Source organism: Hahella sp. CR1 (assembly GCF_029813005.1).
In the GTDB taxonomy this organism is placed as follows: Bacteria; Pseudomonadota; Gammaproteobacteria; order Pseudomonadales; family Oleiphilaceae; genus Hahella.
This window is the reverse complement of sequence record NZ_JAPELK010000003.1, coordinates 349749-372367: the sequence shown is the minus strand read 5'-3', so window position 1 is coordinate 372367 and position 22619 is coordinate 349749. Positions and strand designations below refer to the sequence as shown.

Genomic DNA, 22619 nt, shown 5'->3' with positions numbered 1-22619 from the left:
GGAAAGGGCGGTTCGAAAGGTGAATGAGAACAATAGGCAGGTGAGGGAAGTGGCGACCCTAATCTTTGAATAGGGTAGAAGGAAGGACCGCCATAGCCTCGCAACGCAGGATAACATTGGCCCGGCGGTGGCGTCCACCAAGAGGTAAGACTCGGTTGCAACCATGTTGATGGTATGGATTTATCCTCTACCAGCACCTAAAGTGTGGAGCTGTTCTTATCCACTTTACAGCCCTCGTTATGACACCCAAAACGCTTGCTCCAATGATTCCCCGTTTATCTATTCAAGAAGTCGCCCTCCGTAAAAAGCAGGCATTATATTTCAGCTCCGAAGCAGTCGGTTCATCCAACGCGCCAGCTGATCAGGTGGCGCAGTTGCAGGTGGAAGCCATGTGCCTGGGATTCGTATTCAGCGATAACACCTTACAGGCTTTGGCTGCCGGGCCAGGGCAGCGTGAAGAAGTCTTCCTCATTCTGCAAAAATTGGTCGGGGCGGATAAAGTCTGGCGACCCATGTATCCCAACTTCCCCTTGCAAGTGTTCAACGCATCGGAATGCGAACTGTTTTTTAACGCGCTGGCGCATTACCGGACACATGGCCAATGGCTGCCTGAGTATGTCGTCAATGAGCGCATGCCGGTCTTTGAAAAGGTGAAGCTCAAACCAATTGGGCTGCTTGCGGGCGATGCGTTATTGAGGCTGTTTCATGATTTATTGGCCGCCAATGGCTCCTTGGCGCCGATTGATAAAGCCTGTCTCCGCACCTTGTTGGAATACTTCGACGAGTCACTTTTGTTACCGCAAGTTCCTGACAAAATCCCGTTCAAAGAAACACTATGCCAGTTGGCGGCGGACGCTTATGCGTTGGATAAAAGGGCGTTGGCGTCAACCGGCGTCAGCAACGCGACGGACGTGCTGCGCATCGCCACTCACTTGTCCGGGGGAGATATTTCCCTGGCGACCAACACTCGGTTCAAGCTGAGCAAAGCGCAACGGAAATGGCTGGTCGGGCTGCTGGAACCGGTAGTCAATGAGACGGACCTCAGACGACACAAGGGGAAATGGAAACGGCTTTTCCACTGCCTGCATATAGGAACATTCGCCTCGGCGCCTAAAACCAATGCTCTGGCGGCGCGTTTAAGGGAAGACCAACTGCAGGGCGATAACCGACAAGTCGAAGCGGCGCTGGAGGCGGGAGAAGCGAATATATTGGTGCGGTTGTTAAGTCGCAAGCCAGGCGAATTCGCCCGCCGACTGGATCACTTGCTGAGACGCTTTTCGATCGATGTCGCCAAGAGCATTCTGGAGGCGTTTCTGCAAAAAATCGATGCAGTGGACACCCGGGTGTTAGTCCAGTTATTGGGTCACTTTGCTTATCGGCAGCAAATGTCTGATGAAGAGATTGCGCACGGAGAGATGGGTGCTGAGCGGGCGAGAATATTTCTTCCTAAAGGACAAATCGCGAGAGCCAAAGTGTTGCATGCGGCGCTTCCTGAAATTGATATTGAAATATTGCAGCGACTCCTTATCGCGATTCGCAAAGAACTTACAAAACGCTTCTCCAGATTGCCGCCGTTGGGCAAGGTCTGGATTGACCCGGCGCTTAGGCATTGTCCGACCCCTTTGCAAATGCGCAGCGCTTCTGAGGGGTTGAAAATCGTCCCGCGGGGCGCCCGACTGGAGATGGGAGATAAAAATACGCTGCGTTTCTTCCTGCATTGGGTGGGGCATGACTTGGACTTGTCCGCCAGCTTTCTGACGGAAGATCTGAAATACCATTCCTCTATCGCCTATTACGCGTTACGTGGCAAGGCTGCCGAGGTTGGATATCGCGCCGCGCACAGCGGGGATATCGTAGAAGCGCCTGAGCCGGATGGCGCCTGCGAATTTATCGACATTGATCTGGGTTCCATCAGTGATCCGTCCATTCGGTATATCGGCATGGACGTGCGCGTGTTCAGCGGCCCTTCACTAGCTCAACAGAACGCCAACGCCGGTTGGATGATGCGAAGGGGAGTGGGTGAAGGCGGAAAGGTGTTTGACGCCACGACTGTAGAGCAACGCATCGCTATCAGCGCGGCGACGCGCACCTGTTTGGCGGCGTTTTTTGATATCAAGCAACGAGAGGTAATCTGGCTGGATTTGGTCGGCTCTTCTGAAAGTCTGCATCGTGGCAACAATGCGGTAAGTAACGCCAGCAACATAGAGCAAATGCTTATGGCGGCGTTGAATTTTCGGCAGCTGTCTTTGTATGAGTTGTTGTCCCTACATGCTCAGGCCCGAGGGGATATGCATCCTGGCGCTGAAGGCGCTGATATGGTCTTCGGGCGGGATATGGTTTTTCAGTATGAGCAGATTCTGGCGCACTTTCTCCAGTAAATTCACCGGGTGTATCCATAGGCATAAAGGCCGCTGTGAAGCGGCTCGGGCTTATTTCCTCACATTTGAAATGTGATTTTTTCCACTGTGCTTTTTCTTCGGCGGCGTTAATTTGGAAATAACGACGGAGTTTCCTGTCGCACCAATAACAAGCGCTCACAATGAAACGGTGGAGAGTCATCATGGGACAACCCTGGGAAGATCGATTATTACAGGTGGATATGCGGCGTGTGGATTATCCCAACGCGCTATGGTCGCCGGCGGCGAATTTCAGAATACCGCCGGGGCGGCGGGACATTCGCTACATTATCATCCATATTACTGGCGGGCCCGCTTTGACCGAACGCAACGCCTTGAATACGTTTCGGGCGGGCCCCGCCAGCGCCCACTATGTTGTCAATCGGGAAGGGCGTGTGGTGCAGACCGTGAGAGAGGCGCACATCGCCAACCATGTCGATAATATCCATTCCCAAACCAATCGCGAGAGTATTGGCATTGAGCATGTGAATCCCTGGGACCCGAATCCAAGGACTTATCCCACGGATGCGCAATACATGGCGTCCGCGCGACTGGTGGCTTGGTTATGTCATCGCTATGGCATTCCCGTGCGTCATGAAACCGCGCCGCACACCGCTGGTATTCGAGGTCATATCGAGGAAGCGCCCCATTCCGGTCATCGTACCTGTCCTAATCCTGCTTGGAATTGGGATTTGTATATCGATCTGGTGCGCAGTATTCGTGTAGAAACCTTCGACGAAATGATTGGTGCTTTGGCGCGCTAAACGCTCGGATATTCACATCATTGCAAGCCTTTTCCCCAAAAACGCCTGACGACTGCCTTTACGTTTAAAGGCGGTCGTCAGGCGCCTTAGCAGTTGTTAAACCCGCCATAAGCCGTCAGTATAAAAATTCGACCCACTTGCAGAGTATTTCCGGCTCTATTCTTCCAATGGACGAGGAGGTCGCCGATGTCTCTTTCCTATAAGGCGTTGTTTCTTGATCTCAGTGGTGTGATTTATGAGGGAAGTCAGGCCATACCAGGAGCCGTCTCCGCCGTAGAGAGGGCAAGGGATAAAGGCCTGACGCTGAGGTTTGTCACCAACACCGCCAGCCAGTCGTCTCGCGATTTGCTGCAACGTCTGAGAAGCATGGGCCTCAGCTTGCAGGACTCAGAGTTATTCACCGCGCCCCTGGCCGCCAAAGCGTATATCCTCGAACACAAACTGCGGCCACTGTGCATTATCAACGACGCGGTGAAAGAAGATCTGGCTGATCTGGATCGCCATGACCCCAATTGCGTGTTGCTGGGGGACGCTCGCGACGGCTTGAACTACCCTAATCTGAACCGCGCATTTCGTCTGTGCCGGGCGGGCGCGCCTTTGATAGGCATTGGCATGAATAAATATTTTAAAGACGATGAAGGCCTGATGCTGGATGCGGGGCCTTTTATCCGCGCACTGGAGTGGGCGGCGGACATCTCGGCGGTGATCATGGGCAAACCCAGCCGGGAATTTTTTGATCAGGTGCGGGCCACAACCGGTTTCTCTCCAGAGCAGTGCCTGATGGTGGGAGACGATGTTGGCGGTGATGTGGAGGGAGCAATGAACGCTGGCCTGCAAGCCTGTCTGGTGCGCACCGGCAAATACCTCCCTGAGGATGAGCGGTGCTTGCCTGCCGGCGCTCAGGTGGCGGACAGCCTGGCGAAACTGTTTTAGCGCGAGGCTGTGCTAATATCAAAACACGGATGTTGTCCCTACCAATAACGGCAATCACGCCGAATAAGACGAATAATTATGGCGACGGTCACTTTCACTAATAACCTCAAACGTTACCTGTCTTGTCCGCCGCAGGCTGTTCCGGCGGAGACGGTGGCGGAAGCGCTGCAGCGGGTCTTTGCGGATAACGCGCGTCTGGCGGGGTATATTCTCGACGATCAGGACCGATTGCGTAAAAACATAGCGATTTTTGTGGATGGACAGATGGTCCGGGACCGACTTCATCTGACCGACGCGTTACAGCCAGACTCCGAAGTACATGTGCTGCAGGCGCTCTCCGGCGGATGACGGCGGCCCCAATCCTTCAATCTGATGGGAGCGGCGGCGATGAATCAAAAACTACGTATAGGAACGCGTAAAGGCTTGTTTGTCTACGAGCGTACGGGAAAGGGGCGATGGCGCTGCGGGGAGCCGGATTTTCTGGGCGACCCGGTGTCCATGGTGTTGCGGGACCCGCGTAACGGCAATAAGTACACTGCGCTTAATCTGGGTCACTTTGGCGTGAAGTTGCACAGGGCGGAGTCCGGTTCGCGTGAGTGGACGGAAATTGACGCCCCTAAATTTCCCAAAAGCGGCGACGAAGATGGTCCGGCGGTGGATCTGATCTGGGAGCTGGTTCCCGGCGGCGCGGATCAACCGGATACATTATGGGCGGGGACCATTCCCGGTGGTTTGTTCAAATCCACGGACCGGGGCGAAAGCTGGACGCTGATTGAGTCGCTCTGGAATCGGCCGGAACGCGCGAACTGGTTCGGCGGCGGGTATGACAAACCTGGTATTCACTCTATCTGTGTGCATCCCAATAACACCCGTTGCGTCCGGCTGGCGATCTCCTGCGGCGGCGTATGGGAAAGTCAGGACGCTGGCGACAACTGGACCCAGACCGGGCAGGGACTGCGCGCCGCCTTTCTACCACCGGATCAAGCCTACAATCCTGTGTCTCAGGACCCTCATCGCATGGTTAGTTGTCCCGCATCGCCGGATCATATGTGGATTCAGCATCATAACGGCATCTTTCGTTCCGATGACGGCGGGCATAGTTGGACGGAGCTCACGGATGTTCCTCCCTCTGTGTTCGGTTTCGCAGTAGCCGTGCATCCCCAGGACCCAAACACGGCCTGGTTTGCTCCGGCGATTAAGGATGAACGCCGCGTCCCGGTGGATGGCAAACTAATCATCAACCGCACGCGGGACGGCGGCAAAAGCTTCACGGCGCTCAGCAATGGTCTGCCGCAAGGCCCGGCTTATGATTTGACCTATCGTCATTCCTTAGATGTGGACGACAGCGGCGACATACTGGCGTTTGGCTCCACCACGGGCGGACTGTGGGTGAGTGAAGATCAGGGGGGCCATTGGCAGTGCCTGAGCGAACATCTGCCGCCGATTTATGTCGTACGCTTCGACAAGCATTTTTAGTCCGGTCGCAGCGGCCCCTAATTAAAGCGCAGGTGGAGATGGGAGCGGATCAATAGCGGGGCATGTCTGGGTCGACTTTGGCCGCCCAGGCGAGAATGCCTCCGCTTAAGTTATAGACGCGTTTGAAATCAGCATCGCTGAATAGCGCGCGGGCGCTGGCGGAGCGTCCGCCTGACTTGCAGTAGAACACCAGCGTTTGCTCTTTGTTGAACTCGTTTATTCGCGCCGGCAGGGTTTGCAGTGGAATGTGCAGGCTGCCGGCGATGGCGCAAATCTCTCGCTCGTAAGGCTCCCGCACGTCAATCAGCGTCAGATTCTCTCCCTGTTGCAGTCGCGCATGTAGCGCCTCTGGACTGATATCGCTTTCCTGCGTCAGGGTTTTGGGGATGCCGCAAAAGGCGTCGTAATCGATCAGCGCTTTGATGCTGGGATGATCTCCGCAGACCGGACACTGGGGATCTCTTCGCAGCCGCAACTCCTCAAAACTCATACTCAATGCGTTGTATTGCAACAGGCGGCCGCTCAAGGTGTCGCCTATGCCAGTGAGGATCTTGATAGCCTCGGTCGCCTGTATGCTCGCGATCATGGCGGGCAATACGCCCAGTACGCCGCCCTCCGCGCAGGAGGGAACCATGCCCGGGGGAGGCGGTTCTGGAAACAGGCAGCGATAGCAAGGGCCGCCATCATGATGAAACACGCTGGCCTGTCCTTCGAACTGAAAGATGCTGCCATACACATTGGGTTTGCCGGTGAGCACGCAGGCATCGTTGGTCAGGTAACGAGTGGGGAAGTTGTCTGTGCCGTCGATCACCAGGTCATAGTCATTGATCAGCGCAAGGGCGTTTTCTGAGGACAGCGTCATCGCGTAGGGGCGTGCGTCTACGTGAGGGTTCAGCGCGCTTAAACGAGCGGCGGCGCGCTCGGCTTTGAAGTGACCAATGTCATTTACGGTATACAGAACCTGCCGCTGCAGATTGCTTTCCTCCACCACATCGCCATCCACAATCCCCAAAACACCCACACCCGCCGCTGCTAAATACAATCCAAGGGGAGACCCCAATCCGCCTGCGCCCACGATCAGCACACGGGAAGCCCGCAGTCTCTCCTGACCTGTGCGTCCAAACTCCGGCAGGCTCAGGTGACGGCTATAGCGGCTGAGTTCAGCTGAAGTAAGCACAGTATGTCCTCCTTAGGGGAAAGTGATGGCGTTGAAAGTGCTGTTTTTATTCTAGGCGTGGGGTGGGAACTAAACCAATGAAGCGAAGAGGATTTGTTTTATTAAGGAAGGCAATAAGTGAGCAATGCTCAGGTGTCATATTTCTGATACAAAATAATCAGCTTGTTGCGCGAGCCATTTCGTGGTTAGGCTTATGTCTTTCAATAACAAAGAGAAAGTGAGGTATCTTGTGGTAAGTAAAAGGAAGTTTGTTGCGCTGTCATTATGTTTAAGCGCCGGTTCGGCGTGCGCGGGGGATTTCATGCTCGGCGTTGGCGCAGCAGCCTGGAAATCGGAGTACGAAGGCGTCAGCGGCTCAGATGAGCTGGCGGTCTATCCGGCGATTTCATACGAAGGAGATCGTTTCAGCATCAGCGGCACTGAAGCTGATTATCGCGTATTGGGCGATGGCGATAGTGGTTTGAGCGCCTATATCAGCCTGGGGATGGGAGACGGCGGATATGATGCGTCAGACTCCGTCGTCTTTGCCGGAATGGACGATAGAGACGCCAGTATCGACTTGGGCGTGGGAGTGGAGTACGCATTCGATCAGGGCTCGTTGAACGCCGCCATCGCCCACGATGTATCCGGCGCTTATAAAGGACTGGTCGCCAGCGCCAGTTTTTCCGCGCCGCAAAAGTTAAGCGATACGCTTTATCTGACGCCTTCAGCAGGCTTTTACTATCGCAGCAGTGACTACGTAGACTACTACTATGGCGTTCTTGACAGTGAAGCAACCTCCGACCGCGCCGCCTATGAAGGCGATGACACGCTGACGCCTTTTGTCGGCTATGAGCTATTCACTGCATTGTCGGAACACTGGCGTATCTCTCACTCAGCGGAAGTGCGCTGGTTGGGAGACGAAATCACTGATTCGCCGTTGGTGGATCGAAGCACGGTATGGAGCGCCGCGTTAAACTTCCTGTACTTGTTCTGAGCTGACCATGCTCGGATCAGCCATCAGACAGGGGCCAAATACGCCTTAGGGCTTGGCCTCTTCGCCTCAACCGTCGGTCAATCTTGCCTATTAATTCTGCAGTTATTTGAAAAAGTGAACTACCTCCCTGATTTTGATGAAAAATAACAGGTAATTGCTTTTCAAGTTTTGACTATCTTGGCAGAATCACTCGTAACAAGGAATCTTCCCGCCGGCATGGAGCACGCTAAATCGTCGCCCTGTTGAGAGAGCTCGGAAGCCTTTCGAATCGATTGCTCACAAGGAGACGTTATTCATGGAGAAGACTGTTTGTTTTATAAGCGGTCATCTTGATCTTACCCCACAGGAATTCGAGCAACACTACGCTCCCGCCATTGACCAGGCATTGGAAAGCCAAGCCGGTTTTGTTGTCGGGGACGCCCGCGGCGCGGACAAACTCGCGCAAGACTACCTTTTCGGAAAATCCAGCGCGGTGACTGTCTATCACATGTTCGACACTCCCAGAAACAATCCCGGATTTCCCACCCAAAGCGGCTTCACCTCCGATAACCAACGAGATAAACAGATGACCGCCGACTCTACCTGTGACATCGCCTGGGTCAGACCAGGGAGGGAGAAGTCCGGGACGGCTAGGAATTTGGCGCGTAGGAAGAGGTAATAGACCGATATCGTTCTGGTTACTTTAAAAGTGCATGTTCTTGCGGTGGAAAAGCCCCTCAGATTTTCGCCGAAATCTGTGCGGAGACGGTGTTTTTCAGGCTACGAATGATGCCTAAGTGCTACGCTTATTGTATAGTTGCCCAGCTTTTTGCGCCGTATGGCGCGATATTCAATGACGATGCAGGAGTAAGTGAACAATGAAAGGCGCTGGCGGAACCTCCGGTGGAGTAGGGCAGTTTTTTGTCGGATTAATCATGCTGTGCGGCGGGTTGTACATGTTGTTCAACTCTATCGTCGTCTCATCAAGTTTCGGTATGGGCATGCGTTTATATGGCTTCAATGCATTTGGCGGCCACTGGGGCATCACCTCAGGTATGGTGATGATTCCTTTCATGTTTGGCGTAGGCCTGATCTTTTTCAGCGCCAAAAACATTCTTGGCTGGATACTGACGATTGGCTCACTGACGGCGCTGGTGTTTGGCGTTATTTCCTCCATCCACTTCAGCATGCGTTCCATGACTGCTTTTGAATTGATTGTGATATTGGTTCTGGCGGTAGGCGGTTTAGGTTTGTTTCTGCGTTCTTTGCGCAACCTGGGCGGGGATTGATCCCCCGAACAAATCTTGTCATACCTCATGCAAGGCGTCTCAATCGAGGCGCTTTTTTATTGCCTCTCCAAATTTAGAGCCCGCAAACTCCCTCCTTATTTTCCCTGACTGGCTGATAACTAGCTTCCTGAGCGCGGGCGTCGGCGCCTGCACTTTATGATGCGGATCAAGCCGCTAACACTTATTAAGATTCTGTTACAGCTTAAAAATGGTTGATATTTGACCTGTGATCTATGCTTTTAAAGGGCTCGACAGGCGTTAGTAGGTGGTAGTTATGGCGGTTGGCGCTTTTTCCCGTTTCTTCTTTTTACGTTTCAATAGCATAGGCTTCCGCGTCGCGGCGTTGCTGCTAATCACCGCGGTGATAATCTCTGGCGCTTTTTCTTTTACCTGGAGCGGTATGTCATCGGTGCGGGACCGGTTTACGCACCTGATAGAAAACGTTAATCGTTCCGGTGACCTGGCCGACGAACTGGCGGTTAACTATCTGATCACCACCAAGGGCGTGAATAATATTCTGTCCGTCAATCAGGCGAGCGAGATCCGCGCCAAACACGAGACCATTAAGGCGCTTACCCCCGGGTTTATGGAGAACGCTTCGTTGCTGGCGGAGCTATCGCCGAGCACGCGGGAGCAAGTGGATCTGCTGATTGATCATCGCAACCAACTGGACAGGTTGGTGGACAGCATCGTCAAGAGTCAGACCGACGCTATTGAGCTGGAGCAGCGCAATATTACCGCTCTCGCTGCGTTCAGGGCGGAAGGGGATAAAATTTCCAAAATGCTGGCGGATATGATTTCCCTTATCAACATGTTCGAAAGCGATTATCCGGTGGTGATCGAAGCGCAGAATTTAAAGCAAACAATTTTGAGTCTGCAGATAGCGGTAACGCGCTACACCTCAGAAAAAGACCGCAATGCGATGAAGAAGCTGCAGGTGGAATTCGACGATGGCGTCAAAGAGGGCGTAGCGACGTTAGAGACTCTCAAGCGCATGGTGGAGGATGAAGCGACGCTGGCGGATATCGAAGACATTTATCGCGAATATAACGGCTGGATCAAAAAGCTGCAGGAGGAAAACGACATCTTTAACGCTTACCTGCTGCGCCTCAATAATCGGGATCAGGCCATTAAGCTCGCCAACGACAGCGATGCGATCATCGCGGATATGAATGCGGCGATTACCCGGATTAACCAAATCACCGGAGATCTGGTCGCCCAATCCAGCGAGGAGACTAATCAGGTCGTGGACGGGGTGAATCGCGCCATTGGTTTCGGCGCTATTGGCTCGCTTATTTCTTTTGTATTGGTGTCGATCATTATTCTTAACGTGGTGATCAAGCCTATCAAGGCAATTACCCGGCGTGTGATGGATATCGCCGAAGGGGAAGGCGATCTGACGCAACGTGTGGAGGTCGGCAGCAAAGGTGAGATTGCAGTGCTGGCGTCTTACTTCAATGCGTTTATCTGCAAGATTCAGGATGTCATCGTCAGCATCCAATCCGCCAGCGCGAGCATGAAAGATAACATCAGCGAGCTGGACAAGTGCGCCCACAATACCTCGGACGTCAGTCAGCGTCAGCGTAACGAGTCAGTAGTGTTGCGCGAAGATATGGAGTCTCTGTCGCAATCGGTGGATACCGTTTCGAAGTTTTCCGAAGACTCGATCTTGCTCGCGGAGCAGGCCAATCAAATTGGCGAGAAAACTAAAAATCTGGTGGTGGACTCCATTGAGTCCATTGAAGGACTGGCGACGGACATCAGCCAGGGGGCGGAGATTATTAAGGAACTGGGTTCTGAGATTGAGCAAATCGACTCCGTTGTCAGCGTGATTCGTTCCATTGCGGAGCAGACCAATCTACTGGCGCTAAACGCCGCCATTGAAGCCGCAAGGGCGGGGGAGCAGGGTAGAGGCTTTGCCGTGGTGGCGGACGAAGTGCGCTCTCTCGCCTCGCGGACCCAGGACAGCACCGCAGATATCCAGGCGATGACGGAGAAGCTGCAGGAAGGCTCGAAAAAAGCCATCAGTTTTATGAATAAAAGTCAGGTGAAAGGCAACGCCACAGTGGAAGAAGCGCGCGCCACCGGTGCGCATCTAGACGAAATGGCGCAGGCCATTGAAAGAGTGCGCAATATGAACAGCGAAATCAGCACCGCGGCGACTGCTCAAATGCAACTCGCCCATGGGGTGAATGATCGTATCCGCCTGGTGGACGAGATAAGCCTGGAGACCGACAAGGAAGCCCATCGCAGTGCGGAGAACAGCGAACATCTAAGCAACCTGAGTGAACAGCTGACGCAACTGGTGCGTAAGTTTCGCATCTAAAATTTGCTCAAGCCCCACAGTCAGATCCTGGTTCTTTTTAGTGGGGCGTCAGCGCGAGTTTTTGTCGTCATCCCCATTTGTCTATGTGTGTGATCACAAAGCCTTTTGACATTGTTATGGCTGGTTGTATTTAGCTGCCGGCTGGGGTATACCTCTGCGACAAATCCGCTTCGGTAGTTAATCCATGAAGAAACCACTTGCTCTGATAAGCGGCGTCTTGCTGCTTACTTCGTTTGTTCAATCCGCTTCCGCCGAATGGTTCAGTAAAGACTGGAATGGCATGGGGACAAAGATTCGCGCCGAGGTGTGGGTGGACGAGGGCGGCGCTGATGCGGCGGAAAAAGCGTTTACGGCAGTGGATGAGGAATTTGATCGACTTGAAGCGCTGATGAGCGTTTACATTGACAGTAGCGAAGTATCCAAAGTGAATCGGCTTGCCGCTAAACAGGCGGTGGTGATCACGCCAGAGCTGTTCCATCTGATTGAAAAAGCGCAGCGGGTTTCTGAGCTGAGCGGTGGGGCTTTTGATATCACTTTCGCATCCATCGGCAAGTACTACAACTACCGCGAAGGGCTGGAGCCAGATGCCAGGCAGATAGAGGAAAATCTGCCGGCGATTAATTATCGATGGATAGAAATGGACCCGGCGGCGCTCAGCATTCATTTTAAAGATCCGAGAGTCACCATTGATCTGGGCGGCATCGCCAAGGGCTACGCAGTAGACAAGGCCATCGAAAAACTGGCGGGGCTGGGCATTCAATATGCGCTGGTGAGCGCCGGTGGCGACAGTCGCCTAATGGGGGATAAACATGGCCGACCCTGGATTGTCGGCGTGAAAGATCCGCGCCTGGAAGATAAGAACGCCGTTCTGATACCTTTGGAAAATACCGCCATCTCCACTTCTGGAGACTATGAACGCTTCTTTATGCACGATGGCGTGCGGGTTCATCACATCATCTCACCAAAAACAGGAAAGTCAGCAGAAGAGTCTCAAAGCGTGACCATTATCGGCCCGGACGCGACGACGACGGATGCGCTTTCTACGACCGTCTTCATTCTCGGTGCGGAAAAGGGCTTGGAGTTGATTGAAAAGCTGCCGGGCATCGATGCGATTATTATCGATCGCAATCGCAAAATGCATTATTCATCAGAGCTGCAACCGCCGACGGCTGAGTAACCGTTGAAAATCTGCAGCTAAATCTCAGACCTACCTGTCTAGTCCTGAAATAGGTGTCAACCCTATTCAGGACGGGGCTCCACAATAAAAAAGGGCCCAATGGGCCCTTTTTCGCATGTCGTTCCAGTGAACGATAAACTTAACCGATGGTGCCGCTTACGATAGGTTGAAACGCTGTCAAACGGTCCAGATCGGAAGAGGAGCCCAGGCCGTGTTGTTCAAATCCTTTGGTGGAGGCGAACTGACTTTGTTCTCCATGCAGCGCCATATAGTTCAGCACAACAGTGTTCACCAACAGGTTGACGTTATTCGCCGCTGGACTTGAAGCGGTTTCTACTGAGGCGTCGGCGCGCATATGGCCAATCTGGCGATGTCTTTCCTGTAGCTCCGTGGTGGAGCCCATCAGCGCCGGGCGGCCGTTGGGGTTGTAGACCAGGAAGAAAGAGGCGGCGGTGGATGAGTTGTCCCCCGTCCATTCGCCTTTTCCGCGGCCGTCTACAGAACTATCTATACGTCCGTTACTGGCCAGTGAGCCATCGCTGAAGACATACATCATCAGAGGCATACCCAGACGCGCAGCATATTCCAGACAAGCGCCCATGCAGCGGCCAGCGCGTAGATCACGTCGTTCGCCTGTGGCGCGATCGCCGGTGTGGTAGTCAAATCCGCCCATGGTGATCGTGCCGGCGCCGGCATAGCCGTTCAGCACCATTTTCATTACCGATGCGGTTTTTCTGAACTCGCCGTCGCTATCAAATTCCGCCTGGGTAAATATGCCTGAAGGGCCGACTATATCAGCGTCGAGAGCTGGGTTCAGCGAGGCGGGGTTGCCGAAGCGGTCCGCCAGATCCGCGCTCTTGAGGTAGCCGCAGTCCACCAGCTTTTTAACGACCTCATCGGTGGTGACAACGCCGGTTTTTTTGTCGCTGATGCGATAAATCGCCTCCATTACCGCTACAGCGTCCGACTGGTCTAATAAGCCGACCAGGTCGCCAACGTCCACCAGGCCTGTCACGTCGCTGGGACGGTCGACCTTGGTGGGGCGTACTTTTGGGTTCATCAGCATCGCCGGGGCCATGGAATTGCCGCCGGAATCCGAGCTGCTGGAGCCAATCAGAGACACCAACGAGCCATCTGCGCCAGCATTGTATATCCCGTACATCGGGTTGTGCGGGTTGTTGCCAGTGTCATTGTCTGACCGCGCAGGAATGACGGCGCCGTTGACAGAGCCCCGAGTAGCGGCCTGGGTTTTCTCCAGAATACCGCGCAGAAAGGCGCTATCGGAGTGAAACGCCAGCCCCAGCTCCTGGTTGACGAAGCCGCCGGGAACACCGGGCGAGCTGCCGATGGCGGGGGTCATGTCGCCAGGCAGGCCGAGTTTGCTATAGCCCGCCGTGCTCAGGAAATCCAGCTGACCGCCTTGCTGTCCGACCAGAACGTTGGAGCCGGAGATGTTGGCGCCGCCAGCGAGGTCGAAACAGATAAAAGGTATTTTTCCTGCGCCTTGTACAGCGATGCCGCAGGAGGACTTCAATGACTCTAAATCCGAAGAGAGCGCAGCATGCGCTTCTCTTGGATTCGCGAAGAGACCCAGTATGGATGTGCCGAACATGGTTCCGGCGCCTGCCATAAAGCCTTGGGCGATAAAGTCCCTACGCGTTACCGGGCGCTTGTGGTCCGGGTGAAACAGCGGCTCGTCGAGGCCGTAAGGTCCACGTCTTCTTGCCATGATAAAACCACCTCTATCGAAATTTTTGCCGTTGATCGTAAAACTCTATTGCACCAGCATTGCTGCGCTGCCCAATACAGCGGCGCAACTTGCTTTGACAATGGTTTCGGTTCTGTCTGCGGAGCATCCGCCGCCGCATGCAACCAGTTTGTCGATCAACTGATTCAGTTCGGCTCTCACATCGGCGCTATCTGGTTGTGACGCCAAGTTTACACCCATGCCTTTATCCAGCAGTGGGTCAATGATCAGGTCTCTTCCTGCGCCGGAGAAGGCGCTGGATGCGCTGGCGTTGAAATCGAAGCCAGGGAAGAATGCGCTGCGCAGCGTGTTATCCTCCACCAGGGCGTCACAATACTGGATCGCCAACTGGGTAACCCCCATTTGATGCGACGCCAGGAACGTATTGATATTCTCGACAGTAGGCAACTGCTGCTTCACCGTTTCAAAGGTTGACTTAACGCCAGGGTCGGAGGCGTTCACGCCAGTAATGGCGGACATGGTTGCGTTAATTTCGTCAAAGTTACGCAGGCCGATTTCGGGAACTGGATCGCCATCGGCGGGCGCGCCAGGAGGCGTTGGTTCCGCTTCAAGAAACACGTGACTGTTGGACCCTAGCAGCTCGAAGGTCAGGAAGAACTCATCCTCCTCTGGCCCTTTCTCCAGCGCGATGATGGTGCCTCTGTCAGACATGACTTGCCCGCTACCAGGGGTATAGCTGGTTTCGTTCAGTGTGATGTCCATGTTTTTGTAGGCCTGGCCAACGGTGACTTCACGGCCGTTCATGCCAAGACGCATGCCTTTGACGGGAATGCTTGATGGCTCTGCGTTCGGATCAAGGCTGATAAAGAACGGCGCGTTGAACAGATAGCTGTAACTGTCGAACTGGCTGACTTCGAACACCACATAGCTCTGCGGGACGTCGATCAAGTGTGACGTGCCGAACAGCAGATAAAACTTCTGTCCGACGCCAGCTTCGAAGTTCTGGGATATTTGTGTTTCCGTCAGCGCGCGGTTGTGAATCGCCACCATCCGGATAGTGCCGTCCCAGGGGCGATTGTTAGAGGCCTCATTGCCTAATACGAAGGCGAAGGTGTCGTCCCAGTCATTCAGGTTGCCAGCGGTAGTCATATCCTCATCGCCAGTGAACTTTCCATTCACATAGATGCGGCGGCCGTTAGCGGGGCTGTATGTCGCCACAACATGTTGCAATGTCGCCTGCAGGTCCTGGTCGCCGTCGTCTGTAACAAGTGCGGGTTCGCCGTTTTGATCCGTTTCGCTGGTGCGATTCAGCAGGCTGTAGCTGTACTGAACCTGTCCCAAAGTGAAGTTACGAGCGTTGACGCCAGCGGAATAGCTGACGATGCGCGCAGGACCTTCCTGAGTTACATTGCCAGGAGCCACCCATGCTTCGATGGAGTATTCGCCTGTTGCAGTGATCAGGTCATGCAACTTCTTGCTATTGGTCGTGGACCCTTGCGCTTTCCCGCCGCTGAGTTTGATGCCCCAGCCGCCAACCCATTCGACGTCGTTACTTAGGGTCAGGTTCAGAGTGGGTTCGATGCCGCTAGTGTCATAAGCGGTGACGCCTTGGCCTGTTTTGAATTCGTACAAAGCGATGACATTCTGCTCATAGCGGCCGCCACTGTTCGCAGCCAGACCATCGGTCAGATTGAGCGCCTTGCTGGCGACCAAATCAGGGTCGACCTGGTCTGGGTCAATGCTGCCGGAAAAGGTCTCAACAGCTTCCAGCATTTTGGCTGCGTCGCTTGCGCAGGAGCCGGACCAGCAGTTGTGGAATTCATCTCTCAGTCGCACAACGAAACGGGAGTTGGCGGGCGTGCCCAGATCCATCTTGCTCTTCGCCGCTGCGTATGCGGCATCCACGTCAGCGCTGGCAAAGTAGGGCGACTGTGGAATGGCTGCGCTTTCACGGTGGCAGCCTGCGCAATTAGTGGTCAGCAGTGGATATACAGTGGAGCTGAACAACCCGGAGTCGCTTGGGAAGTTCTTGGTTTGTCCTGGCTCTTTATCCGCTGGCGCGATCAAGTCGATGGTCTTGGTGTCGCCGGAAACGCCGCCCGCCCAGTCGCTGATATATTTGGTGATGATGTTGGCGCAAAAATCGACGCTGCTTTCCCAGCAGTTATGCCCCTCGCGCACTTTTGAAACCATACGTGATTGGGAGGGATCGCTAAGGTTGACGACTCTATTGGCTTCGGAATAGGCGATGTTGATGTCGTCCTTATGCACGAACATCGGGGATTGGCCGCCGGTAGTGTGGCAGCCGCCGCAACGGTTAGTCGGGGAAAGTTTGTCCCACAGACTGAGTTTAAACTGTTGTACGTCGTCAGTGGCCGGGGCCGGGCCAGTATAAGTGCTGCCTTGCCCCGGGCGCGTCGTGTTGGGTAAGTTCTCGTTGGAGGCTCCGCTATTGCCGCCGCAACCGCTGAGCAGAATACTGATAGCGGCGATCAGTACGGCGATCGCTCTTGTTATCTGCTGTTGTAGTGAGCTCATGGTATTCACAGTCGTAATCCGATTCAGAATTCTTGTTTAGCGAGACGGATAAACCGCCTCACTCGCCCATGCAATATGCGGCTGACTCGGCGAATACACGCTTCATCTTGTAGCCGCTGGCTTTGAAAGAAGAAACCATAGCGCCGATTTGATCTCTGTCTGCGCTATCGATCGGCGACCGCAAGCACACCGTGCGGAAGACGTTTTTTACCTGGCATTGCGCGAAAGCTTCTGAATGAGCAAGCTCCATTCCCATGCTTTTTGCGCCCTGGCCGGAGCCGGTCAGGCCTTTATCCCAGCCCAGCAGGCTGTTCTGGCCTTCACGCCAGTAGTTGTCCCAATGATCGTCTGGGGTGACGTAGCCATATTGGAATGTGGTGGAGTTGATATGGTACTTGCCTTGCACGCGGGTGCCCGTATCTGGATCGGTCATACCTGCCGTGTTGTACACCAGCGCACCGTTTTCGCCATCGGGGTCGGCGTCCATATCGTATTCATATTCATAGTAGGCGAATGCCTGCGCCATCGGGTCCATGCCGCTGTGGCAGCCCACGCAGTTGTTAAGAAAGATCCGGCTGTCGCCGCCCGGGCTCCGTGAGACGTCCTGGCGGATGCGGTCAGGCGCGCGTGTGATGTCTTTCACCTGCTCAAGGTCGTTACACAGGTGGTTCATTAAAGTGAAGCGGAACATGGCGCGGTTGGTGCCGCCGCTGAAAAAAGCTTTGGCCGCCGCGCGGGTCGTCATAACGCCGGCAGTGGCTTCAGCAGGCAGCGACTGTGTGGTGTGCACCAAGTCGTCTTTCAGGCTGACGCGCTGGGTTTCCAGAAACTCATAATGGGCGTTGTTCGCTAAAGAATAGGCAGGTGCGCCCAAGCTGCTTTTGCCGACATACAGATGATTGCCGTAAAGCACTTCCCGAAAGTCTATCCCCAGAACATCTTCATCCCGAATCATACCGACGACGGTGGCGGTATAGTCGTTCAAGGGAACAAATAATGACTGCGCTTCATTGGTCCAGGGCGCAACCATATTTTTCAGGGTCACGTCGTAAAAATTTTTGTTTTCCATAGCGGTATAGGCTGCGGCGATGGGGTCGCCGGAGGTTATATCGCTGGCCATGTCGTTAAGGACCGCCTCGCTGGGCGGCACCCCCGCGATACGATCATGAATTCTCTTAGCCTGTTCCCTGGGGCCTGCCTCTGCTGCAGTAGATAGGGTTATAGCCAGTGAGAGTAGAGATATAACGCAACGCTTAACCTGTCTGCGCTTATTATCTATGGGAGTTAGACTACTCATATTTTATATTCTCCTGCAGCTCTCGTGCAGTGCGCTTAAACGAATGGTTAGGTGATAATTAATATTAATTGATAAAACGACAAATATTAAATGTTCATATGTTCTATGAAAAATGGCCTATACACAGAACTAGTCATAATTCTTTATAAAATAGTGTAGTAGAAGAGGCTAACGGAGTTTTGTGCTGGCCCGCACGGTATTACACTAACTTACAAATCCCTCCTGGCTTCTATAATTGTCCGAGACATAATTCAGGAGGGAGGGATATTAAGTATTTTCCACTTAGTATTTACTCAAGGTTTTATAACTAAACAAGCGTTTGAATGGAATTCGCCGAAAGTATTGGCGCCGGGCAGGGGATAAATTAAGCTCACCGGCTTGTAACATTAATTTAAAATAATTGGTCTGATGGCCATTTGGCATTACTGACTGTGAATGCTTATGAAAAAGATAAAAACGCCGCCCAATAATACCCTTACACCCGGAGGTCACCCGTTACTCCGAGTATTCTCACTATCTATATTATCCGCCGCGCTTGCGGCCTGCGGCGGCGGCATAGGCGGAGCTAATCAAGGCCCTGATCCCGTAGTTCAAGATATTCCCATCGCTTATGTAAAACGTCCCCTTGTTCGTAATGACGAAGGCGCTCTGGTGAGTCAGGACGCCCGCACTCCAATTGAGTTTCGTCCAGGAGCTGTCCTGTACATCCGAAGCCAGGCGTCCCCCAGTGCGACGGCGAGAGATATCAGCTCTCAGGCATTTCAAGGGCCGGAGTTCCTCAATGATGAAGGCCAACTTCTTTACGATGTGAAGGATGTTGATGTGTCCTCTGACGGCTCCAAAATTATATTCGCCATGCGGGCGCCGGAAATTGAAGATGCGGATGAAGATGAGCAGCCAACCTGGAATATCTGGGAATATGACGTCGCTGCAGGGACGCTGGAGAGGGTTATTGCTTCCGACAATGTCGCGGAAGCGGGAGATGACATGGCCCCCCATTATTTGCCGGACGGCCGCATCGTGTTTACCTCAACGCGTCAACGACAGTCGCAAGCGATTTTATTGGACGAAGGTAAGCCCCAGTTTGAAGCATTGAATGAAGATCGTGGCAATCCAGCAATGGTTTTACATGTCATTGATCCGGATACTGATGGAATCAAACAGATCACATTTAATCAGAGCAGTGATCTGGACCCAATAGTGACCCAGGACGGCAAAATAGTATTTACCCGCTGGGACAACATGGGCGGCAATAATTCCATGAATCTCTATCGGGTTAATCCTGATGGGACGGGATTTGAATATTTATACGGTCGCCACAGTCACGACACAGGCTCCAGCACTGAGGCGGTGCAGTTTCTTAAGCCTGTTGAGCTGGAGGACGGACGCATCATGGTGAGTTTGCGTCCCTATGTGAGCAGTCGGTATGGCGGGGCGCTGGTCGCCATTGATGCGGCTAACTTTACCGAGCACGACCAGCCTACATACGAAAATCGCGATGTGTTGACCAACGGTCAGACGGCTTTGACGCCTAGTGACGTCTCCACTGACGATGAAGTGCAAACGCTGGCTGGAACCTTTAATTCAGCATATCCCATGTGGGATGGCACTGGGCGCCTGTTAGTGAGCTGGAGCCAGTGCCGCTTGCTGGATGCGGATAATGATATTGTTCCGTGCACCAATGATCGTCTGGAGAGCACGGACTACCAGCCTGCGCCTCCTCTATATGGTCTGTGGATCTACAATGCGGTGGATGGTACTCAGCTGCCTGTTATCATCCCCACCGAGGATACTTATTACACAGATGCTGTCGTGCTGCAGAGCCGTACCAGAGCGGACTTTATCCCTGATGGCGACGGACCTGAATCCGATTTGGGCAAAGCGGGATACGGCGTTGTGCATATTCGCAGCGTTTATGACATTGACGGAACAGACACGACGCCCGCCGGCATTGGCGCTATGGCGGACCCGGTGCAGACGTCAGCGGATAATCGACCGGCCCGTTTCCTAAGAGTGGTTAAAGCGGTTTCTATGCCCGACCGTGATATCGCCAACGTGCCAGGGACCGCGTTTGGCGCCAGTGCAGGGCAATTAATGCGCGAGATACTGGGATATGTCCCCATCGAGCCGGATGGGTCGGTTAAGTTCGCTGTGCCCGCCAATGTGGCGTTTGCGGTGAGTATTGTTGACAAGGCCGGAAAACGCACCAGTCCGCGCCATCAAAACTGGTTGCAAGTGAGGCCTGGAGAGACGTTGGAGTGCGTTGGTTGTCATACGGCTAACAGTGAGTTGCCCCATGGACGCCCAGGCGCTCAGGCTCCCTCAATCAATTCTGGTGCGGCCACTACTGGGCAGCCTTTCCCGAATACGGAACCTGCTTTGTTCACCAATATGGGCGAAACCATGGCGGAAACCTTCGCCCGAATCAACGGTTTGCGTTACTTGAATCCAGACATTGTATTTGACGATGAGTGGACCGACGCTAATATTACTGCAAAAGCGGAGAGTTTCAGTTACGCCTACGCCGACTTGGCGGCGACTGCGCCAGTATCGACTGCTTGTGCGACGCCCAAGGATGCCAAATGTCGTATCGTTATCAACTATGCGACTCATATTCATCCTTTATGGGGCAAAGTGCGTCAAGTATTGGATGACGACGGGACGACCGTATTGGCTGATCATACTTGTAGTAGTTGTCACGGACTGACGGATGCGATGTCGGCGGTGCAGGTTCCAGCGGCGCAGCTCGATTTAAGCGACGGGCCGTCCACTGATCAAGCTGATCACCTGAAGTCATATCGCGAGTTATTGTTCAACGACGCCGAGCAGGAAATCATTGAAGGAGTGCTTGTGGATCGCCAGATTCCGGTTCTGGACGGAGACGGTAACCCAGTGTTCGAAACTGACGGCAACGGCGATCTTATTCTGGACGATGACGGCAATCCGATACCCGTGACGACTACGGTCGCCGTCAATCGCTCAATGACGCCGCAGGGAGCTGTGGCCAGCACTCGCTTTTTCGCGCCTTTCCAGACAGGGGGAAGCCATGAAGGATGGCTTGATCCGGTCGAGTTGAAGTTGATATCCGAGTGGCTGGATATTGGAGCGCAGTACTACAACAACCCATTTGACGTTCCACAGGATTAAAGACACTTGTTAGCGGTAAGAATATTCCCGGTTTTGTTGGTTATCCTTTGTTGCTTTTCACTGAAAAGTTTTGCTGAAGACGAATATCAGACTGTAAAAGTCGCCGAGCCCTATCTCGAGTTCCGTACGGGACCGGGCCGGGGCTACCCGGTGTTTTTCGTCGTTGAGCAGGACGAGCAGATTGAAATTCTCAAACGGAAAACCGAGTGGTTCAAAGTGCGCAACGCCAAGGGACAGGAAGGCTGGGCCAGCCGTGCGCAAATGGAAATGACTCTGGATGGAAGCGGCGAGCAGGTTGCTTTCAAGGAGCCTCGCTTTGACGACTTTTCCTCCCGTAGCTGGGAAGGCGGCGTCGCTACCGGCGATTTTGGCGGCGCAGCGGTGAACTCCATGTATGTGGGTTATCTGTTCACTCCCAATTTATCGACGGAGCTCTGGGCCTCTCAAGTCCTGGGGGATTTTTCCCAGATCATGATCGCGGACCTGAATATCGTGCACCAGCCTTTTCCCCATTGGCGGATTTCTCCTTTCTTTACGCTGGGAACCGGCGCCGCATTTATTAAGCCGAAGGCAACGCTGGTGAATGAAGACAACAGGGTTGAGGAAGCCTTACATTACGGGCTTGGGGTCAGATGGTACATGACCAATCGTTATTTTATCCGTATGGAATACAAAGACTACGTGGTCTTCACTGACCGCGACGAAAACGAAGAAGCAGAAGAATGGAAAATTGGATTAAGCGTATTTTTCTAAACGACGGGCGTCGTCCTGTCGCCAGTGCGGTATTAGCGTGTGCGATGGTCTCTGTCGGAGCGGGGCAGGCAATGGCTGAGGAGGTGGACGCTGAGTCTGAAACCGCCGTTAAGCCGCTGATCGAGCCGGAGGTGACGCCGCGTCGCGTGCAGGAAGATCTGATCGATACCGAAGACTTTGAAGTCGGCGTATTTACCGGATTGATGAGTGTAGAGGACTTCGGCGTTAACTTCGTGATAGGCGCCCGTCTGGCCTACCATATCAATGAAGATCTGTTCGTTGAGGCTAACTATGGCGTCACTGACACCAGCGAGACCAGCTATGAAAAGCTGAGCGGCTCCGCCAAGTTGCTGAAAGACGACGAGCGCGACCTGACCTATTACAACCTTTCTCTCGGGTATAACATTTTTCCGGGGGAGATATTCCTTGGCAGCAAGTACGCCTTCAATACTAATTTTTATGTCGTGGGTGGATTGGGCAGCACCCAGTTCGCCGGCGATGATCGTCTGACGGCCAATTTCGGCTGGGGATTCCAGATGCTGGGCACCGACTGGCTGTCCCTGCATCTGGGCATGAGAGACCACATTTTCGATACCGACATCCTGGGCGAGGATAAGAAAACCCATAACCTGGAAATGACGACGGGTCTGTCCGTTTTCTTTTAATGATGGTCGCTGAAATCG

Annotated in this window: 17 protein-coding genes; 13 read left to right on the top strand and 4 right to left on the bottom strand. The window is 53.7% G+C overall.

The genetic code is table 11. The features are described from left to right. Nucleotides 1-239 precede the first annotated feature (239 nt). The 5 genes from ONV78_RS09600 to ONV78_RS09580 all read left to right on the top strand — a co-directional run bounded on the left by ONV78_RS09600 (nucleotide 240) and on the right by ONV78_RS09580 (nucleotide 5569). Nucleotides 240-2378, top strand: a complete 2139-nt coding sequence (locus tag ONV78_RS09600) for a hypothetical protein (protein WP_279502885.1) — start codon at nucleotides 240-242, stop codon at nucleotides 2376-2378. 161 nt (nucleotides 2379-2539) lie between these two features. After that, nucleotides 2540-3160, top strand: a complete 621-nt coding sequence (locus ONV78_RS09595; protein WP_279502884.1) for a peptidoglycan recognition family protein — start codon at nucleotides 2540-2542, stop codon at nucleotides 3158-3160. A gap of 186 nt (nucleotides 3161-3346) precedes the next feature. Further along, nucleotides 3347-4093, top strand: coding sequence for a TIGR01458 family HAD-type hydrolase (locus tag ONV78_RS09590; protein ID WP_279502882.1), 747 nt, complete (start codon nucleotides 3347-3349; stop codon nucleotides 4091-4093). 78 nt (nucleotides 4094-4171) lie between these two features. After that, complete coding sequence (locus tag ONV78_RS09585; RefSeq protein ID WP_279502881.1) at nucleotides 4172-4441, top strand: MoaD/ThiS family protein; 270 nt, start codon at nucleotides 4172-4174, stop codon at nucleotides 4439-4441. A 39-nt stretch (nucleotides 4442-4480) separates the two neighbouring features. Next, the gene (locus ONV78_RS09580) at nucleotides 4481-5569 is read left to right on the top strand and encodes an exo-alpha-sialidase (protein WP_279502879.1); all 1089 of its coding nucleotides are present in this window, start codon (nucleotides 4481-4483) and stop codon (nucleotides 5567-5569) included. 49 nt (nucleotides 5570-5618) lie between these two features. On the opposite strand, the gene moeB is transcribed toward ONV78_RS09580, so the two are convergent. After that, nucleotides 5619-6746: a molybdopterin-synthase adenylyltransferase MoeB gene (gene moeB / locus ONV78_RS09575; protein ID WP_279502878.1), complete on the bottom strand. Its 1128-nt coding sequence runs from the start codon at nucleotides 6744-6746 to the stop codon at nucleotides 5619-5621. A 301-nt stretch (nucleotides 6747-7047) separates the two neighbouring features. On the opposite strand from moeB, the gene ONV78_RS09570 reads away from it, so the two are divergent. The 5 genes from ONV78_RS09570 (at nucleotide 7048) to ONV78_RS09550 (ending at nucleotide 12493) form a co-directional block, all read left to right on the top strand. After that, on the top strand, nucleotides 7048-7722 hold the full coding sequence (locus ONV78_RS09570; RefSeq protein ID WP_279502876.1) for a MipA/OmpV family protein: 675 nt from the start codon (nucleotides 7048-7050) through the stop codon (nucleotides 7720-7722). 295 nt (nucleotides 7723-8017) lie between these two features. Beyond that, complete coding sequence (locus tag ONV78_RS09565; protein ID WP_279502875.1) at nucleotides 8018-8380, top strand: hypothetical protein; 363 nt, start codon at nucleotides 8018-8020, stop codon at nucleotides 8378-8380. A 199-nt stretch (nucleotides 8381-8579) separates the two neighbouring features. Then, nucleotides 8580-8990: a hypothetical protein gene (locus ONV78_RS09560; protein WP_216735513.1), complete on the top strand. Its 411-nt coding sequence runs from the start codon at nucleotides 8580-8582 to the stop codon at nucleotides 8988-8990. A 274-nt stretch (nucleotides 8991-9264) separates the two neighbouring features. Further along, entirely contained in the window at nucleotides 9265-11316 is a 2052-nt protein-coding gene (locus tag ONV78_RS09555) for a methyl-accepting chemotaxis protein (protein WP_279502872.1), read from the top strand. A gap of 184 nt (nucleotides 11317-11500) precedes the next feature. Beyond that, nucleotides 11501-12493, top strand: a complete 993-nt coding sequence (locus ONV78_RS09550) for an FAD:protein FMN transferase (protein ID WP_279502870.1) — start codon at nucleotides 11501-11503, stop codon at nucleotides 12491-12493. Nucleotides 12494-12632: 139 nt separating this feature from the next. On the opposite strand, the gene ONV78_RS09545 is transcribed toward ONV78_RS09550, so the two are convergent. The 3 genes from ONV78_RS09545 to ONV78_RS09535 are packed head-to-tail and all read right to left on the bottom strand — an operon-like array spanning nucleotide 12633 to nucleotide 17859. Then, entirely contained in the window at nucleotides 12633-14222 is a 1590-nt protein-coding gene (locus ONV78_RS09545) for a general secretion pathway protein GspF (RefSeq protein WP_279502869.1), read from the bottom strand. 45 nt (nucleotides 14223-14267) lie between these two features. After that, the gene (locus ONV78_RS09540; protein ID WP_279502868.1) at nucleotides 14268-16739 is read right to left on the bottom strand and encodes a LamG domain-containing protein; all 2472 of its coding nucleotides are present in this window, start codon (nucleotides 16737-16739) and stop codon (nucleotides 14268-14270) included. 58 nt (nucleotides 16740-16797) lie between these two features. Beyond that, nucleotides 16798-17859 (bottom strand): hypothetical protein, encoded by a 1062-nt coding sequence (locus tag ONV78_RS09535; RefSeq protein WP_279502866.1) that lies wholly within the window; start codon nucleotides 17857-17859, stop codon nucleotides 16798-16800. Between the two features lie 618 nt (nucleotides 17860-18477). On the opposite strand from ONV78_RS09535, the gene ONV78_RS09530 reads away from it, so the two are divergent. Genes ONV78_RS09530 through ONV78_RS09520 form a run of 3 tightly spaced genes read left to right on the top strand, consistent with a single transcriptional unit; the run spans nucleotide 18478 to nucleotide 22601 of the window. Beyond that, nucleotides 18478-21183 carry a hypothetical protein gene (locus tag ONV78_RS09530; RefSeq protein ID WP_279502864.1) on the top strand — a complete coding sequence of 902 codons (2706 nt, stop codon included), beginning with the start codon at nucleotides 18478-18480 and terminating at the stop codon, nucleotides 21181-21183. A 6-nt stretch (nucleotides 21184-21189) separates the two neighbouring features. Further along, nucleotides 21190-21936, top strand: a complete 747-nt coding sequence (locus ONV78_RS09525; protein WP_279502863.1) for an SH3 domain-containing protein — start codon at nucleotides 21190-21192, stop codon at nucleotides 21934-21936. Then, nucleotides 21906-22601, top strand: a complete 696-nt coding sequence (locus tag ONV78_RS09520; protein ID WP_279502860.1) for an outer membrane beta-barrel domain-containing protein — start codon at nucleotides 21906-21908, stop codon at nucleotides 22599-22601. Before ONV78_RS09525 ends, ONV78_RS09520 begins: the two co-directional genes overlap by 31 nt. Nucleotides 22602-22619 lie beyond the last annotated feature (18 nt).

Coding starts and splice junctions, on each gene's coding strand:
- ONV78_RS09600 (WP_279502885.1), top strand. CDS start 240: ATGACACCCAAAACGCTTGCTCCAATGATTCCCCGTTTATCTATTCAA.
- ONV78_RS09595 (WP_279502884.1), top strand. CDS start 2,540: ATGAAACGGTGGAGAGTCATCATGGGACAACCCTGGGAAGATCGATTA.
- ONV78_RS09590 (WP_279502882.1), top strand. CDS start 3,347: ATGTCTCTTTCCTATAAGGCGTTGTTTCTTGATCTCAGTGGTGTGATT.
- ONV78_RS09585 (WP_279502881.1), top strand. CDS start 4,172: ATGGCGACGGTCACTTTCACTAATAACCTCAAACGTTACCTGTCTTGT.
- ONV78_RS09580 (WP_279502879.1), top strand. CDS start 4,481: ATGAATCAAAAACTACGTATAGGAACGCGTAAAGGCTTGTTTGTCTAC.
- ONV78_RS09570 (WP_279502876.1), top strand. CDS start 7,048: ATGCTCGGCGTTGGCGCAGCAGCCTGGAAATCGGAGTACGAAGGCGTC.
- ONV78_RS09565 (WP_279502875.1), top strand. CDS start 8,018: ATGGAGAAGACTGTTTGTTTTATAAGCGGTCATCTTGATCTTACCCCA.
- ONV78_RS09560 (WP_216735513.1), top strand. CDS start 8,580: ATGAAAGGCGCTGGCGGAACCTCCGGTGGAGTAGGGCAGTTTTTTGTC.
- ONV78_RS09555 (WP_279502872.1), top strand. CDS start 9,265: ATGGCGGTTGGCGCTTTTTCCCGTTTCTTCTTTTTACGTTTCAATAGC.
- ONV78_RS09550 (WP_279502870.1), top strand. CDS start 11,501: ATGAAGAAACCACTTGCTCTGATAAGCGGCGTCTTGCTGCTTACTTCG.
- ONV78_RS09545 (WP_279502869.1), bottom strand. CDS start 14,222: ATGGCAAGAAGACGTGGACCTTACGGCCTCGACGAGCCGCTGTTTCAC.
- ONV78_RS09540 (WP_279502868.1), bottom strand. CDS start 16,739: ATGAGCTCACTACAACAGCAGATAACAAGAGCGATCGCCGTACTGATC.
- ONV78_RS09535 (WP_279502866.1), bottom strand. CDS start 17,859: ATGGCCAGCGATATAACCTCCGGCGACCCCATCGCCGCAGCCTATACC.
- ONV78_RS09530 (WP_279502864.1), top strand. CDS start 18,478: ATGAAAAAGATAAAAACGCCGCCCAATAATACCCTTACACCCGGAGGT.
- ONV78_RS09520 (WP_279502860.1), top strand. CDS start 21,906: ATGGAAAATTGGATTAAGCGTATTTTTCTAAACGACGGGCGTCGTCCT.